The organism is Elusimicrobiota bacterium, from assembly GCA_016180815.1.
Lineage (GTDB): Bacteria > Elusimicrobiota > Elusimicrobia > JACQPE01 > JACQPE01 > JACPAN01.
The window spans coordinates 16,812-32,616 of record JACPAN010000028.1; the positions used below are offsets into that span (position 1 = coordinate 16,812).

Consider the following 15,805-nt stretch of genomic DNA (forward strand, 5'->3'; position numbering starts at 1 on the left):
TTGCCTGTTTTTCCTTCGGGGGTCATACTATTGACATGCGCGCCGCAACACCGGTTTTGATTTTGCTGCTGACGGCATCCGGGGCTCAAAAAATTTCAGCCCAAGGACAGCAATGTTTTTTCCCCGACGGCCCCAGCTCAAATTTTGCGGCCGATGACTATATCGACCAATTAAAAAGCGACATGGAGAATCCTGATTATTTACAGGACATCGGCGGCGAAGAGGCGGTGCGCCAAAAAATAAGAAGCGGCGAATGGAACGTTTTCATGACTTTTGATGATGAGGCGGGACGCTGGCAACTAGGTGTCGCCAATATCGCCGGCGGTTCCTGGGTGCCGATGGAAGAACAAGCCTGCCCAGCAGCCTGGTGCGCGCGCGTCAATCAAACGGACCCGGACGTGGCTTGCGTCCTGCCGAACGGAACCCTGGAATTTCTCGATTGCAATGATCCGCCGAGCAATGTTGAGTTATGCAAACTAGCCGGACAGCAAGTCGCTGATTTTTGTTCGCCGGGTTCAACATACCCGGCCTGCCAACCCCAAACGCCCCCGCAAACCGGCGAATGCGCCCCCGACACATCCTATGATCCGAGCACGGATTTGACTTGTTTCTGCCAAGTCACGGCCCCCGACGACCCGCGCTGCAAAACCCAATCGCAACCGTCGCCCACGCGCGCTTGCCGCATGCTGTCTGGTCCGGCGCTGACGCAAGCTCAGGCTGTTTTTGGGGAAGGGGCTCAGGTGGCTGTCTGCGATCCCCTGCCCGGTGAAGATGAGGCGGACGCGCCCATAACAACCTGCCCGATGGATGCAGCGGCGATTGCGGCGGAAGGCGGTGATCTTTGCGCATTGGCCGGATACCGCCCCGGAGAGCAACAACCGGGAACCCAAACCTGCACCCAACTAGCCGGCCCTGCGCTGGCTGCGGCACGCCGAGATCACGGCAGTCCGACCGGTAATTTTGCCCAATGTCCCAATGGCTCCATTGTCAGTTGCGACGCTGGGTTGCCCGGTATCACCTGTGCGCCGGCTGGAACGCCGGTTCCCGGAGACGGGACAACAGCTTTGGCAGCCACGGGAGACGGCGCTCCTCCTGTCTTAACGCCGGGAGCGGGCGATGATCCGATTTCAGCTCCTCAATTAGGCTCCTCACGCCGGCGGCGCAATCAACTCGGCGGCTTTAACGCAGGGGATCCGGCTAATGCCGACTTCGACGGCAGCGGACGCCGGGGCACGCTTCAGCTGGCGGCGCACAACTTACCGGCTGATGGCGCGGATTCTTCCGATATGGCCAGGGTGGTACAACAGGCCGCGATCCTGGACGACCAACAACGCACAGAGGTGCGGCGCGGTCAACTGCCCCTCGCACCGCCGAGAAGCCTTCATCATCATGGCGGCGTTTATGATGAGCTGGCCTTAGACACCACGAGCATGGAAGATTGCACCAGAGGGCTCATGCCCCGATGGGCTCGCGACGCCACCCATGCCTTGGACACTCTCTACGAATGCATCGGGCGAGTAGAGATGCTTCGATAACCCGGCAAAACAAAATTCTGTATCCTTCCCTCAGTGTCCACCTTCGATATTCACGTTCATATCGGCGGCATTGATCGCCGGACGACCGGCTGCTTCATGTCGCACCCGCAAAAAATCAAGCTCAAAAAAGAAATGCCGGGCTCGCTGCGTTGGCGCTTTCAAATCGCAGAATGGCTGGGACTTTTAGATAGCCAGGTTAAAAAACGCCTGTTTTCTTTTCTTAATGAAGGGCCTGTTGATTATGCGGTTGTTTTAGCCATGGACGGGGTTTATAACCGGGACGGATACTTGGATGAACAACGCACCAATTTTTATGTGCCCAATGAATATGTAATCGGCTTGGCCAAAGAGTGCAAAAAAGTGATCCCCGGAGCCAGCATTCATCCATTAAGGAAGGAATGGGAGGAAGAGTTTGAGCGCGTCGTTGCCTCCGGGGCGCGCCTGATCAAATGGCTGCCCTCATCACAAGGCTTTGATCCGGCTGATTCGCGCATTCTCCCCTTCTATAGAAAACTAGCAGCTAAAAAAATTCCTCTGCTGGTGCACACGGGCTTTGAGCATATTATCGTGGCCCCATCAGAGCAGCAGGTCTTCGGCGAACCGAAACGCTTGAACAACGCGCTCGAGGCCGGGGTGACGGTTATTATGGCCCACTCAGGAACATCCGGAGGGCCGGGGGAGCCCGAATACTGGAATGATTTTATTGAACTGGCCAGGCGTTACCCGCATTGTTACGGAGATATGGCCGCGTTCACGCATTGGACGCGCGTGGGCATTTTGCCCAAAATCATTCATCATGATTGGGTTCATGAGCGCCTAATTCACGGCAGCGACGCCACGCTTCAGCCCAGCCTCGATCAAATAAGCGGTTTGGTCGGCCGGGATTTAGCGGAGCGGCTAAAATCAAGCCAAAATCCTATCTACAAAGATTGGAAACTTAAAAAAGCCTTAGGTTTTCCAAATGAAATTTTTACCCGCGCCGGGCGCTTGTTGAGGCTGGACTGAATTATTCCCGGACCGGGCTCTTCATCACGGCTTCGATTTTTGACAAAGCGCCTTTAAATGCTTCGACGACCGCAGGGTCGAAATGTTTGCCCGCTTCCCCTTCGATATATTCCACGACCCGCTCAAAAGGCCACGGCGGCTTGTAAATGCGCTCCGTGGATAAGGCGTCGAACACATCGGCCATGGAAACGATGCGCGCCGCCAACGGGATTTGCTCGCCCTTTAATTTCCTGGGGTAGCCGGCGCCGTCATAACGCTCATGATGGGTCAAGGCCACTTCCCTGGCCAACTGCAGCATCGGTGATTGGGCGTCTTTTAAAATCTCATAGCCCAACAGAGTATGCCGCTTCATTTCATCATGTTCTTCCGGAGTAAAACGCCCCGGTTTTCTTAAAATCGAGTCGCGGATCGCTATTTTTCCGATATCGTGAAGCGGGCTTGCGAAGCGGATCATCTCCACCGTTTGATCATCCAAGGCCATGGCCTTGGCCAGAACCGCCGAATAATCGCTAATTCTTTTTAGATGACGGGCCGTATCCTCCTGGTCCCGGTACTCGGCGGCCTGGGCCAAAATATAAATGGCCTCCAGATTCGAACGGCGCAGTTGATCGAGAAGCTGGGAAATTTCAAACGAACCGGATAATTGTCCGGACACCAGCTCCAAAAGCCCCTCGTCTTCCTTGCTGAATTTTGAGCCGCCTTTTTTATTGAACACTTCCAGCACACCGATGATTTCACTCGTCGAATTTTTCAAGGGGACAGCCAGGACCGACCCCGTCTTAAAACCGGAGAGCTCATCAAAGCGCGGATCAAAACGCTTATCGCGATAAGCGTTTTTGACATTGGCCGAGCGTCCCGTCCTGACCACATAGCCCGCGATGCCTTGGCTTACCGGGAAACGCAAGCTCGCCGTCATTCGGGTGTCCAGGCCGGTCGCGGAGCGGGCGAACAGCTCTTCTTTTTTGGGATCGAGCAAAAAAATCGTCACGCGTTCGGCCGACAGCAGCTGTTTAATCTCTTTGCTTAAAAGACTTAACATTTCCACGGTGTTATGAAGAAGCAGAGAACGGCGATGGAAAGAAATCAACAAATGAAGCTTCTTTTTTTCCTCAAGAAGCTCTTTGATTCGTCCCAGACTTTTTTTGGCCGTCACGGGCATAGGATACGATTTTGAGGGGATGCTCGGATGTCCAACGATCAGCGGCGTTCGCGGCTGACGGATCGGCGAACCCACTCAAGATAAGGCTTGTGGCCCGACGTCACCGGCAAGGCGATGATTTCCGGAATCGAATAGGGATGGATTTTGATAACGGCCTTTTTTAAACCCGGAAAACCGGCAACCGTGGTTTTTATGATCAACAAATGCTCCGCCGCCTGATCGACTTTCCCCTCCCAGAAAAAATGACTCGACACCGGTCCTATCACGTTGACGCAAGCCGCGACACCCATGTCAACGAGCTTCCGGGCCATGGGCTTGGCCTTCGCTTTAGGAACCGTAACAAAACAAACAAGGATGTTAGTCATGGTTTCCGGTCTGCCGACCTCCAACCATTTCCGCACAGACCCGCTTCGCGGGTACCCCTGTTTGGTCACAAATCAATTTGTCCCCAGGTGGAATTGAACCACCATCTCTGCCTTCGGAGGGCAACACTCTATCCATTGAGCTATGGGGACAATTGCCTGACTTTCAGGGAGTTTTGAACGTTCGGCAAGGCCGGTATCTGCCTTGGTGTCCAAAAAGTGTCCATCCCGGAGTCAAATTTGGCCATATTCACCGCCAAATGCCCGGTCGCCAAATGAGCATAACGCTGGGTCATCATGGGCGAGGCATGGCCTAAAATCTTCTGCAAGGCGGGCAAATCCTGGGTTTTCATGATGAAATGGCTGGCAAATGTGTGCCGCAAATCATGAAACCTGAAATCCCTGATACCCGCCCTCGTTAAAGCCTGATCGAAATACCGTGCAATCATAATAATGGGAACATGAAATACCGGCCCCATGGTTTTAGGACCCATTGACACGAATACCCTGGCTAAGGTAGGGGCTATGGGAATTTCTCTGGCTTTTCCGCTCTTTGATTCCAAAACATAAAGCAGACGCCTCTCCAAATCCACGTTTTCCCATTTCAAATCCAAAATTTCTCCCCGTCTCATGCCGGTCCAAAGAGCGCAAGCCAGTAAAGGGAAAAGCCGGGGGTGGCACGATTCCAACAGCCGCGGAATTTCCTCTTTAGAAAGATATCTGAGCCGTTTATTGTTCTCCTGAAGTTTTTTAATTTTGACCGCAGGATTCGGCCCCATAAACTTGCCCCATTCAATGGCGCGGTTGAACACGCTTTTAATAATCGCCAAATGGCGGTTAAACGTAGCCGGCGAATTATGCTCCCTGAGCTTGGTCAGATAAGACAAAACATCCGTTGTTTTGACGGCGTCCAGCTTCTTATCACCAAAGGCTACTGTTATTCTTTGGATATAGTGCCTGGCATTACGTAGGCTTCTTGAATTAATGGCTCCGCGTTTATGTTTGGCGTAAAGCTCCCAATAAAGGCCGCACATTTCCGCAAAGCTGATGGTTTCCTTTTGCCGCTGCGGAAAAAATTTTCCTTCGGCGATTTCTGTTTTTCTTTTGGCCAAGGCCTCTTTGGCGAAGGACTTGCTGGGCCCGGCGCTTTCCCTAATGCGGCGGCCGTGGAAGTAATAATCAATGAACCAATTTCCGCCTTTTTTATAAATAGCCATGAAAAAGCCCCCTCATTATATAGCGATTGCCCGCAATTCAGACGGCTGGCGCTCCGGCCTTTCTCTGCCCATCCACCCACCGGTCAATCTCCGTTTTGTCGAATCTCAGCGCCTTGCCCAGCTTAACGCAGGGTATCTTTCTAAAGAACACCCATTTGTAGACGGTTTTCTGGGAAACAGCCAGATATTGGGCTGTTTCTTTTGGAGTCAAGAGTCTTTTTGATTCTTCAATTTGCGTGTTCATCGAAATGATCCTCCTTTAGATACCTGATGATTTTTATCGCCGCAGTTATTAGACGGCACAACTAAACCTGTTTTTTGACCGGCGCAGGCAAGTACAGCCCCCCACCACACAGCCTTAGCCGTGGCTTCATCGCGCCGAATCAAATAAAAATGATAAACAGAACGGACGTTTTGATAAATAACCCCGCTTTTAAATCCAACGATGCTCAGGGCCCATATGCCGATCACAGCCATACACGCCTGCCCCCAGAGAAACCAAAAAAATACGTGAAGTCCTTCTTCAATGTAAGGCCGCTGTGCCTGTTCAAAAAAATAACGAGGGTCTTCGATCCGGACAGGGGCCTGAACCCGGCTTGGTTCGTATTTCTTCCAGACCCGATCTAAAAAATCCACATGGTCGGCCGCGTCGTCTTTTTTAACCTGTGGCTGGGAAACCGCTATTTTTTGCGTTAAATCGGCAGCGGCCGATTCTTCATGAGCGCTGGGGCCGGTTTCTTCACCGGCCAGCGGCTCTTGCGGGGAATCCTTCTTTTCCGGCTCCGGCGGCCAAGTTCTGTTATCCAGCCCAAAGGAATAGCTCCCTCCCCGCGCATCCCAAAGCAGCCATTTGCTGTTTTCAATAATGTCCAGGGTCGTAAAATAGAAAAAAGGCGCATCTGGAAAAGGGCCTTCAAGTCCATCCATTAAAAAGCCCCTCAAAGAATTAACCAGGTTCTGATCCTTGCAGATATACCAGGCGGCCTTGATGCCGCGCCAATTCGTCAGTTCTCCAAAGGCTTCTTTGAGTTTGTCCCTGTTCTTTAGGGTTAATTCGACTTCAATGGCTACTTGAAAGCCGCCCTCTTCCTTGGAGCGCTTGAATCGGATCATCCCGTCCGGGATTTTCTTATCGTTAGGGAATCGCTCCCGGATCATGCTTTCAGGCATATAGTCCGTGATCAAGGGATTCTTGGACAGGATTAAGCGGACCCTGGCGCAAGCGATGCTGTGGTTGAAGACAACAGACTTATATTGGCCTGGATCGAAGCGGGAACGGACCCTTAGTTTTCCCTGGCCTTCCAAAAGCTTGTATCCGGCCGGCGTCAAACAATAGGCTTGTTTGGGCTTGCCGTAACTCTCAAAGGCGCGGATAATGCCTTCGTCTTTAAGTTGGGCTAAGACCTTGTAGGCATGACTCTCATTGGAATAAATCAGCTTGGCTTCATGAATCGTTAAAAAGTCATGTTCCGCCATCACCCCCATCAAATCCAGCATCTTGGGGGTTATGGTTAATCGTTCTTTTTCCTTTTCCGGTTTTAAATTGCCGTTTTCTTTTAATTCATCATTCCTATAAATCCCATTCCCCAAAGATTCCTCTTTCTTCCCTATCTCAATCATCCCTTCCTCAACCCCCATTCCTTAGACCTCCAATCCTTCCCAACCGAGAGTCTTACCAATTGCCTCGCCCCCTGCCGTTTGGGAGACATTCACCACCTAAACACCAGCTCACAGCATTGTTGTGCTTAGCTGGTGGGTGGAGGGTGGTCAGGGTTCGCGCCAGCGAAGACTGACCACCCTCCACCGCGAAACAAAAGCCTCCAAACGGCAGGGGGCGGGACATTAACGCAATAAAACGAACAATTTCAAGAACGCCAGTGGCGGAAACCAAGGAAAGGGGGTACAAACCAATACACCAGCCCCGTAGCTCAAGTTTACGCCAATGAAGCCGGTGGTGTATTCGTCGTGCATATGGCTTTTTCTTTGACCCCTCAAACTTCATAACCAGACTATATAGCCCCTTGGGGCCAAAACATGAATTTGGCAAAACAAAGAATTAAGGAATAACGACTTATAACGAATCATAACGACCTCTCTGGTTCGGTAGGCTGTTTTCCGAGGGAGAGGAAAAGGCTGATCCAAAAGTTAGACATTAACGAGTTGTAACGTTGTTGAGGAGTATTGAGGCAAAGTGCGGAAAAAACAGGCTCCCCAAGCGCGACATCCGCATAAAGCCAAATTACGTCTGATCTCATGCCTCGCCATTAAAACCCAATAAGGGGACCGACAAAAAAGAAGGGAGCGGCGATGTTTACGATAATTTACGGTTGTTTACGGTTAACCGCAGGATTTCGTCGGGCTATTTTTCTTTAATTTTGTTTACGCTTGTTTACGAATTGGTTTTGGGGTGCGGAAAAATCGAAGTTTAAGCATGCTTGATTCTTAGTCTATGTTCGCCGGTTTTTGCCCTTGAAAAAATCCCTGGGCAGCGTTAGGCTTGAACAGGATCGCAAAGAACGATCTTTTAAATTTCCAACTACAATAGCCGGGGGGGTCATGAGCGAAAAAATTTTGATCGGAAACCATTGTCAAAGCCGCTCAATGCGACGATTCTCTTCAATTTTTCCACCTTGACCAATAAACAAAAGTTACCTTCTCAAGAGCCGGTGTCAATAAAAAACATAAATCTTCATCGTTGGGTAATTTGGACACTGTCATCGCTGTGTCTGTTTGGCTTGGCCCTTCAGGGCGGCCGGGCGATTCTTAATCATTCGGCCACTTACGACGAACCTTATTTTATTACCGCAGGATACAGTCTTTGGAATACAGGAGATTTCAGGCTAAGAAAAGATAAGGGCATTTTGCCTATGTCCTTGGTTAGCTTGCCCTTGATTTTTACAAATGTGCGCATGAGAACGGATACACAACTTTGGAAAGATGCTATTTATGCCAGATCGCCCGAACCCAGCGAATGGAGCAGGGCTGTTCCGTTTGTGCAGGATTTTATTTTCAACAATTTTGTTTCTACCGAAGGCATGCTAATGCCTGGCCGTTTCATCATTCTTGCCGCATCCCTTTTGTTGGCGCTGGCAATCTTTATCTGGGCTAGGCAACTCTATGGGATTAAAGGCGGATTGCTGGCCCTGGCTCTGTATTCATTTTGTCCGAACATCTTAGCCCACTCGTCTTTAGCTACCGAGGATCTTCTGATCACGGCCTTTTTTTTCATGGCTACGTATAGTTGCTGGCTTTATTACGAGAAACCTGTCGCCGTCAGAGCCATAGGTTTAGGCGTTTGCGCGGCCCTGGCGCTGCTATCCAAGCACAGCGCTATTATTCTGTTACCGGCCTTGATCGGTGCCGTTTGGTGTTCAATGCGCTTTAGCAGTGAAAAACCCGGACCAAGGCTGTCCCGACATCTTCCCTTGGCAGCACTTTCGCTGATCATAACCATCCTTCTTTTCTATCGCTTCATCCATGTTGATGAATACTTCAAGGGTGTCTTGGGTGCTTATAGGTATATCAGCCGTGGGCAGATGAGTTATATGGCCGGTCAGTATTCTTCAACCGGATTTTGGCACTATTTCTTTTTTACCTTTATTGCCAAAACAACGATCCCGGTGTTGCTGCTTGGAACCATTGGGCTTTGGCTGGAATTTCGCGATCGTATCCGCACCCGCACCGTTTTCTTTCTTCTTTTGCCGGCTGTTATTCTGCTTACAGCCAGCATGTTTACCCCGCTTAAAATAGGCCACCGGCACATCTTGCCTATTTATCCGCTGTTGTATGTGTTGTGCGCTAAGATTACGCAAAGCCCAAGGCTTAAACTTGCGGCCTTGTTTCTGCTGCCATGGCATATTCTTTCGGCAGTAAGCATCGGTCCCCATCATCTGGAATACTTCAATGAAATGTTCGGCGGGGCTAAAAAAGGGTGGCATTATTTAGTGGACTCAAACATCGATTGGGGCCAGGATTTGTCGTATCTGCGTCGTTACCTCAAGCAGCATCCTGATACGGAAGTCGTTCTCAGTTATTTTGGACCCATGCCTCCAAAATCAATCGGCTTCACGTTTCAGGATTTTCTATCGGAATTTTCCGAACAGCATCCGCACATTAATACGCCAAATCCCCAACGGGAGATTTTGGCCATCAGCGTCACGAAACTACAAGGGGTCTATTTTTCGCCTCAATTGGGCGCCGACCCCTTTTATTGGCTTAAAATGTTTCAACCCATTGACCGGGCCGGCTATTCCATTTTGATCTATGACATTACAAACAACGCGAAAGCTCATGAAATGTTGGCCCATTACTATTATCTATATGGCCAAAAACGCCACGCGCTTAGAGAAGCCCAACGAGCTTTGGCTTTAGATAAAAGCATGGCATGGGCGAAACGCCTTGCCGCGATGGTTCTGTTGGATGAAAAACGGCCTCGCGAAGCATTGAATTATTTGATCCCTGCCATGAAAGACGATCAGCATTCAGGATTGACCCAGCGAATGGCCATTACGCCGCAGGTTAAAGAATTCTATGCCACGGCCCTAATGAATTTGGGGATTCTTTGCATGGAGGAAAAAAACTATGCCGAAGCCGTGAGGTTGAACTTTTTGGCCAATCAGCTTGATCCTGGCAATCACAAGGCATTGGTCAACCTTGGCATTGCTTATTTAAAAAACGGTCAACCCAGGCTGGCTCTTAATGCCTTTGAACGAATTTCAAAACTCGGTATTGCCGACCCCGTCTTATCGCGCTACAGGACCCTGGCGTTAAAAGCCCTGGGCTATCTTAAGTAACCCCCGTCGCCGCAGATGCACTCGGTTTAGCCGACGAGCCTAATTTTTCTTCTTGCCTTTCTTGAGATTATGGGCCAAACTTTACCAGGAGCCTGGTGGTTTAAAATTCTACGCAGGGGGGATGATGAGCGGGAAAATTTTGATCGTTGAGGACGACTGGTCTATTGCGGACGGCTTGCGTAGATACCTGGAAAAAAAACTCAAAGACCATGCCCGCGGGCTTATTCGTTCGGAAGGCGAAAATTTAGATAAGTTATGCGGCCAGCTTTCCTGAAGAAATCTCAATTTCTTTTTTTAGCGTGGATTCATTCCTGAGGGTTCCTTGTGGGGAAAAAAAGATGGTCTATTCAAGACATGCAAAGGCTGGCCCAAAAGCGAGGGGGCGTCTGTTTGTCTGAAAGCTATGGCAACCGGAGGACTCCTCTGGAGTGGCGCTGCGTAAAAGGTCATATCTGGAGTACGGCCCCGGCCCATGTTCTTCGGGGTCATTGGTGCCATCAATGCAACTGGAAACCCAAACTTACCATTGATGAGATGCGCAGAATAGCTCAATCGCGCGGAGGGGATTGTCTTTCTGAGAATTACATGGTGCCCGCAATGTGTTTACAATGCCAAATACACCCTTTCCAGGGTCCAGGCGATCGCCCAGGCCAAAGGCGGCGTGTTGTTGTCGCAACAGTATGTTCATGTCAAGAAACCGTTACAATGGCGATGCGCCCAGGGACACCGCTGGCGCATGACGCTGGATCTTGTCGTCAATGCCGGGTTCTGGTGTTCCCGGTGCGCCTACGAGAAGCGTTGCCGCCCCGCCTTTGATCAGGTTGTCCGTCTGATTAAATCCAAGGGCGGCGCCTGTCTCACGCGCGGACCGGTAACCATGACCACCCGTATAAAGGTTCGCTGCGGCAACGGCCATTGTTGGCATGCCAAGGGCGCCATGTTACGACTGGGCAGATGGTGCCCCCGCTGTCAAGGCTTGGGAAAGACCATCGAGGATATGCGTTCCTTGGCCCGGCAACACCGCGCTTTATGCCTTTCTCAATCCTATAAAGGCGCCGAGACCCCTCTTCTTTGGGAGTGCGCCGAAGGGCACCAGTTTCGGGCCTTGCCTTGGCTGATGCAGCGGCGTTTTCAATGCCCCCGGTGCGATCCCGTCAGGGGAACTCCGTACAGTTTTGAGGAGATGTGGGAAACGATAACGGCCAAGGGCGGTCGGTGCCTGAGCAGAGCCTATGAATTTGAAAACGGCTCTACGCGCCTTAGGGTTGAATGCGCCAAAGGACATCAATGGCAACCATTGGCATCTAACATAAGGAAGGGCAACTGGTGTCCCCAATGCCTGTCGGAACGATACCTTAATGGTGATACCCCTCTTCGCTGGCGATGCCGACAAGGTCATGAATGGGTCGCTTGCTATGGTGGCGGGATCGGCCGGGGAACCTGGTGTCCCGAGTGCGCCGGCGTCAAAGAAAGGACGATTGGCGACATGTGCAAGCTGGCGCGATCAAAAGGAGGCCGTTGTCTTTCCAAAATCTATCTCAATATGCTGAGACCTTTAAAATGGCAATGCGCCAAAGGGCATATGTTTTCTCGCAGGCCCAGCGATATTGCTCATTATGACCTTTGGTGCCCGGTCTGTTCACAGTCAAAGCGCTTGTTCCAAGCAGCCTCCCTGTCGTTCACCAAAAGTGAAGACTTGGCTCTTGAAAAAAGCTTCCATCAGGGGTTAGGCTAATACCAGATGGCTCTGGGCTAAGGATAAATTTCAATCAGGGGTGGGGGTGTTATGGTTCCAAAAATTTTAGTGGTGGATGACGATCCGGATATCATCAACATTCTCAGCCGCGCCTTCCGCAAAAAAGGCTGGGACGTCCGCTCGGCCTCAAGCGTGGACTTGACCCCTGTTTCCTTCTTTGGGTGAGGGAAGGTCGAGGTGTAAAGCGCCACTTTAGCTGAAATGATAGTTTAGAGAAAAATCTCCCTTGAAAAATTTCACGCCGGTGTTAACCTAATAGAAAGCACAACACCCGAGGCAATGACGGCTTCGCGTTATTATTTTTATATTTGGGTTTGAGGGGGGCATCGATGGCAGGTCGCAATGGTGAAACAAAAAAAAGAATTCTTGTTATTGACGACGAAGAAGGTATCCGGGAATTGCTTGTAGATGCCTTGGAACTCCAGGGTTATCACGTGTTGACAGCCTCAAATGGGAAAACAGGCCTTATTATTGCCCAGGAAGATTTACCTGATTTAATTCTGCTCGATTATTATCTTTTTGATATCAACGGCGGTACGCTTCACATCAAGCTCAAGGAGGACCCAAGAACTCAAGACATTCCCGTCATCACCATGAGCGCTAAGGAAAAAAAGGATGATAATGTCCTTCAGACATTTACGGAACACTTGGGTGGCCTCCATATTAAAAAGGATTCCGATATTACCAAACCCTTTGATATGCCCCTTCTCTTTAGACGTATTCGGGAAAAACTGGATTCAGCCTGCATCGCAAAGCAGCCTTGCATCTCGAATGGCAAATCAGGGGCTTTTTTAAAAACCAACGGGTTCCCTTCCAATGACACAGCGCGTATTATCGAAGAAGGAATTTTTAAGCTCGACACCGAGTTGCGGGTCTTGACGATCAGTGGAAAAATCAAGGAAGAAATCAACTTCACCCAAAAGCCTTGCCAATTTAAGATTTTTCGAAGCCTTATGCAGAAAGCTCATCAGGCGGTATCCTTTCCCACTCTCGCCCATGAAACGATTGAAGATCCTAATGATATTCCAAACCCTAGGTCTACTCAAAGGCAAGTTGAACGGCTTAGGGAAACCCTGGGTCCATGGGGAGCCTATATTACCACGATTGAGGGAGCAGGCGTCGTATTGAAACCGCCCAAACGGCCTAGATAACCGTAGATCATTTTGGGAAGCTTAAGTTTCATCTTTTCTGCTGGAAGAGCCGGCCTTTTGGCTTTACACTTCTGATGATATGCATCACAAGATAGTATTGTGGTGGGGGTTGCTTGTTTGCCCTCTTTGGGCAGGGGCGGAGACGGTTTACGTGGGGGATTTTTCCGCCGCCCTCGGCCAGAGCTTTTTCCAAAGGAAACTCTCCTCTTTTAACGGCAATGCGTCCGGCAATCTGGCTTTGGCCACCCGGCTGAATGAGGCGCGTTCCATTATGGCGAGCTACTCCGGCCAGTACGGCAACTTCGTCAATACAGAGCAATTAGTGGGAGGAGGCTATCTCTTCCAGCAATCTATGACGCATCAGGTGAATATCAGCGGTGTAATGCCGATTAAGACCAAAATTAATCTTGAGCCCCGCCTCGGCATAAAACGCGGTTTCTTCAACGAAACCAAGGATGAACCCTGGAGCAAGGGGCTTTTTGATTACCGCAGAATCAATCTCGGCACGGATTTATTTTTTGGCGACCAGGAATCCAATGAATACATGTCCTTGGGTTACGATTTCTTCCAGAATACATACCCTAACTTTAAGGACAATCTCGGAGCTCGCTTCGGCCAGGAATTAGCCCAGGAAGAGTTTAATCCAGGCTCAAAGCTCCTAGATTCCGTAGACCACCAGCTTTCCTTGGGTTCCGCTTTTTCCGAGCCCTCTGAAGACAAGACCGGACGCTATGATCTGTTTCTAATCCAAAGGCTTTATGAGGATCAAAAGATTATCAACCAAGACGGCACCTATGCGGCCAAAAAGAGGCGCGATTTGACGTTTACTCTATCAAAAACCAGGTTTTTTACAGATAGGCGCAAGAAAGAGTCGGAAATCTCCCTAACTTACCTCGATTCCAATCAGAATCATTTGGATGCCAATCTAGATCGTCTTAAATTTATTCCAGATTATTATGATTACGCAGAACTTACCTGGAAACCACTTTGGGGATTCCGTAAGCAGCCGCCTTATCTACAATTAAGCAATGAAGTGATACTTAGAGGCTACCTGGGGCGCGATGCCCAAAAAAGCGGAGGAGAATATAGCGAGAATAAAACCGTTACCTTAAGCGATAACTTAGAACTTAGGCTGGGGGCACCTATAGGAGGAGGTTGGGCGTGGCAAATAGCAATGAATATTGGGTTTGGTTTGTCTAATAACTTTTATAAAGCACCTTACACCTACAATTACTTTCTGCTTAATTATTTTGGAGGGTTAGCTTGGCGATTTTGACGATTTATTTGGCAATTTGAGTAAGGGCTACACTGGCAACCGGAATAACACCCACTCCGCCGCCAGGCATTGTGCCTTGGTAGACAAGGTCTATATCTCTTCCTTGGAACTCTTTGGCTCTAAAAACTATCTCGGCATAAAATCCTTGATTCCAGGCATCCCGAGATGAGCCAATCGAAGGAATCTCGCTTTTATTGGCAACGCGACCATTTTTAAGGATCATAGAATCAGCCTCGATCCAAGAGCCATCCTTATAATCGACCCTTGTTATTTCCAATGTTGAGTCTTTGAATGGTGCAGACTTGATTCTGGTGGTATACAGGGGAACATCTGATGCTGCCAGATTGCCAGCTTGGTTCACAGCCTGTTTTTCATAGGAGTTTGAGTACCATACGTTGCTATATGGGCCACTGGGTGCTATCGTCCAATTATAAATCTCCTTTTCTTTAATAACATCGTAACCTGGACCAACGAGTCGTAATGTGTATTCTTTGGTCTGATGCGCCCAGACCAAAGTTCCAGGTTCGATACAATTTGAATCAACACATGATTTAAAGTCCTGGATAGCCGCGACCGGATCAGTATATGTGCCTTTTAACTGAATGATATCAATACTGTTTGAAAATGCCATTTCACTGGAAGTAATCCAGTTGTTAGGAGCACTGGTCCACCACTTTTTTTCCTTAAGAATGTTTTTTGCCATTTCCAAGTTTTTTGAAAGGCCATATTTCGTTGTCGTAGTCTCGTAGTAATAGTGGAGTGATCCCTCCCTAAAATTAAGAAGAATGTGTTTGAATTGATTATCCGCCGGCCATATCAACCGTTCCTCGATTCTGACCCTTCTTCCCCTGGAATCGATGGCAATTTTGGTATTAGGAATGCCCTCCCTTTTAGCTTCCTGGTTTATTTTTTCTATATGGTTTTCCCGGATGCGATCACGGGTCAATTTATCTCTAAGTTGTCTTTTTAGGTCCTCCCGTAATTGCTGACGCACTGAATTTCTTGCAACGTTGGGGGATTGCCCCCATAATGGGGTAGTTAGAAGAAAGAAGCTAAAGAAAAGGACATTTTTTGGTCCCATGAGGCCACCATTGCTTATAAGGTGTTTTTGCTTTTGTTGCAAGGGGGGTCCCTTTCCCTTTTGGGGGACCCAGGTTCCTGGCCCTGTCGCACGATGTCGCCTGATGTCGCTCTGAAGTCGCAGGTCTTCTGTTAGGCTTAATGTGCTTATGAGTAGGGGGAGAGATAGTTTCGTTTTTGCCTTTGTCTTGTCGGGCATTTCTGTCTCCTTGTGGAGCCAACCTCAGCCGGTAACCGACCTTTATGCCAGACCAACAGCCACTGATACCATCGCCCTTGACTGGACAGCCGTTGCCGGCGCTGACTCTTACTTGATCCAAAGATCAACGCTTTCTTTTGAATACCAGGCCACGGTTACGGGGGATGTGGGGCAGGGGTTTGGATATTCGGTCCAGATAGTTACGGAAGCAAAAACAATCGCTCATCCAGAAAACCCTCTCTCAGTTACAAACGAAGATTTGTTCAAGGCAG

At 49.5% G+C, this 15,805-nt stretch carries 13 protein-coding genes and 1 tRNA gene; 6 read left to right on the forward strand and 8 right to left on the reverse strand.

The genetic code is table 11. The features are described 5' to 3' along the window. Window positions 1-35: 35 nt before the first annotated feature. Together HYT79_12080 and HYT79_12085 are read left to right on the forward strand one after the other, a co-directional pair. Window positions 36-1,535: a hypothetical protein gene (locus tag HYT79_12080; GenBank protein ID MBI2071318.1), complete on the forward strand. Its 1,500-nt coding sequence runs from the start codon at window positions 36-38 to the stop codon at window positions 1,533-1,535. Window positions 1,536-1,568: 33 nt separating this feature from the next. Next, complete coding sequence (locus tag HYT79_12085; GenBank protein MBI2071319.1) at window positions 1,569-2,540, forward strand: amidohydrolase family protein; 972 nt, start codon at window positions 1,569-1,571, stop codon at window positions 2,538-2,540. A gap of 1 nt (window position 2,541) precedes the next feature. Here the strand turns inward: HYT79_12085 and HYT79_12090 are convergent, their stop codons facing one another. The 6 genes from HYT79_12090 to HYT79_12115 all read right to left on the reverse strand — a co-directional run bounded on the left by HYT79_12090 (window position 2,542) and on the right by HYT79_12115 (window position 6,898). Continuing rightward, window positions 2,542-3,693, reverse strand: a complete 1,152-nt coding sequence (locus tag HYT79_12090) for an HD domain-containing protein (GenBank protein MBI2071320.1) — start codon at window positions 3,691-3,693, stop codon at window positions 2,542-2,544. Window positions 3,694-3,737: 44 nt separating this feature from the next. Then, window positions 3,738-4,064, reverse strand: coding sequence for a divalent-cation tolerance protein CutA (locus tag HYT79_12095; protein MBI2071321.1), 327 nt, complete (start codon window positions 4,062-4,064; stop codon window positions 3,738-3,740). Window positions 4,065-4,142: 78 nt separating this feature from the next. Continuing rightward, window positions 4,143-4,214 (reverse strand) — tRNA-Arg (locus HYT79_12100). Further along, window positions 4,205-5,278 (reverse strand): tyrosine-type recombinase/integrase, encoded by a 1,074-nt coding sequence (locus HYT79_12105; GenBank protein MBI2071322.1) that lies wholly within the window; start codon window positions 5,276-5,278, stop codon window positions 4,205-4,207. Before HYT79_12105 ends, HYT79_12100 begins: the two co-directional genes overlap by 10 nt. A 37-nt stretch (window positions 5,279-5,315) precedes the next feature. Then, entirely contained in the window at window positions 5,316-5,522 is a 207-nt protein-coding gene (locus HYT79_12110) for a helix-turn-helix domain-containing protein (GenBank protein ID MBI2071323.1), read from the reverse strand. Further along, window positions 5,519-6,898, reverse strand: a complete 1,380-nt coding sequence (locus tag HYT79_12115; GenBank protein MBI2071324.1) for a hypothetical protein — start codon at window positions 6,896-6,898, stop codon at window positions 5,519-5,521. The genes HYT79_12110 and HYT79_12115 overlap by 4 nt, the downstream gene beginning before the upstream one ends. A gap of 1,289 nt (window positions 6,899-8,187) precedes the next feature. Between HYT79_12115 and HYT79_12120 the strand changes: the two genes are divergently transcribed. Both HYT79_12120 and HYT79_12125 read left to right on the forward strand, forming a co-directional pair. Beyond that, entirely contained in the window at window positions 8,188-10,071 is a 1,884-nt protein-coding gene (locus HYT79_12120; protein MBI2071325.1) for a glycosyltransferase family 39 protein, read from the forward strand. 121 nt (window positions 10,072-10,192) lie between these two features. Further along, window positions 10,193-10,345, forward strand: a complete 153-nt coding sequence (locus HYT79_12125) for a hypothetical protein (protein MBI2071326.1) — start codon at window positions 10,193-10,195, stop codon at window positions 10,343-10,345. Between the two features lie 426 nt (window positions 10,346-10,771). Here the strand turns inward: HYT79_12125 and HYT79_12130 are convergent, their stop codons facing one another. Then, the gene (locus HYT79_12130; protein ID MBI2071327.1) at window positions 10,772-10,996 is read right to left on the reverse strand and encodes a hypothetical protein; all 225 of its coding nucleotides are present in this window, start codon (window positions 10,994-10,996) and stop codon (window positions 10,772-10,774) included. 1,160 nt (window positions 10,997-12,156) lie between these two features. On the opposite strand from HYT79_12130, the gene HYT79_12135 reads away from it, so the two are divergent. Continuing rightward, entirely contained in the window at window positions 12,157-12,978 is an 822-nt protein-coding gene (locus HYT79_12135) for a response regulator (protein ID MBI2071328.1), read from the forward strand. 79 nt (window positions 12,979-13,057) lie between these two features. Then, a complete protein-coding gene (locus HYT79_12140; GenBank protein ID MBI2071329.1) occupies window positions 13,058-14,254 on the forward strand; it encodes a hypothetical protein in 1,197 nt (398 codons plus the stop codon). Window positions 14,255-14,258: 4 nt separating this feature from the next. Here the strand turns inward: HYT79_12140 and HYT79_12145 are convergent, their stop codons facing one another. Continuing rightward, entirely contained in the window at window positions 14,259-15,533 is a 1,275-nt protein-coding gene (locus tag HYT79_12145) for a hypothetical protein (protein ID MBI2071330.1), read from the reverse strand. Between the last annotated feature and the right edge of the window lie 272 nt (window positions 15,534-15,805).

Coding starts and splice junctions, on each gene's coding strand:
- HYT79_12080 (MBI2071318.1), top strand. CDS start 36: ATGCGCGCCGCAACACCGGTTTTGATTTTGCTGCTGACGGCATCCGGG.
- HYT79_12095 (MBI2071321.1), bottom strand. CDS start 4,064: ATGACTAACATCCTTGTTTGTTTTGTTACGGTTCCTAAAGCGAAGGCC.
- HYT79_12105 (MBI2071322.1), bottom strand. CDS start 5,278: ATGGCTATTTATAAAAAAGGCGGAAATTGGTTCATTGATTATTACTTC.
- HYT79_12110 (MBI2071323.1), bottom strand. CDS start 5,522: ATGAACACGCAAATTGAAGAATCAAAAAGACTCTTGACTCCAAAAGAA.
- HYT79_12115 (MBI2071324.1), bottom strand. CDS start 6,898: ATGATTGAGATAGGGAAGAAAGAGGAATCTTTGGGGAATGGGATTTAT.
- HYT79_12120 (MBI2071325.1), top strand. CDS start 8,188: ATGAGAACGGATACACAACTTTGGAAAGATGCTATTTATGCCAGATCG.
- HYT79_12125 (MBI2071326.1), top strand. CDS start 10,193: ATGATGAGCGGGAAAATTTTGATCGTTGAGGACGACTGGTCTATTGCG.
- HYT79_12130 (MBI2071327.1), bottom strand. CDS start 10,996: ATGCCAACAATGGCCGTTGCCGCAGCGAACCTTTATACGGGTGGTCAT.
- HYT79_12135 (MBI2071328.1), top strand. CDS start 12,157: ATGGCAGGTCGCAATGGTGAAACAAAAAAAAGAATTCTTGTTATTGAC.
- HYT79_12140 (MBI2071329.1), top strand. CDS start 13,058: ATGCATCACAAGATAGTATTGTGGTGGGGGTTGCTTGTTTGCCCTCTT.
- HYT79_12145 (MBI2071330.1), bottom strand. CDS start 15,533: ATGCCCGACAAGACAAAGGCAAAAACGAAACTATCTCTCCCCCTACTC.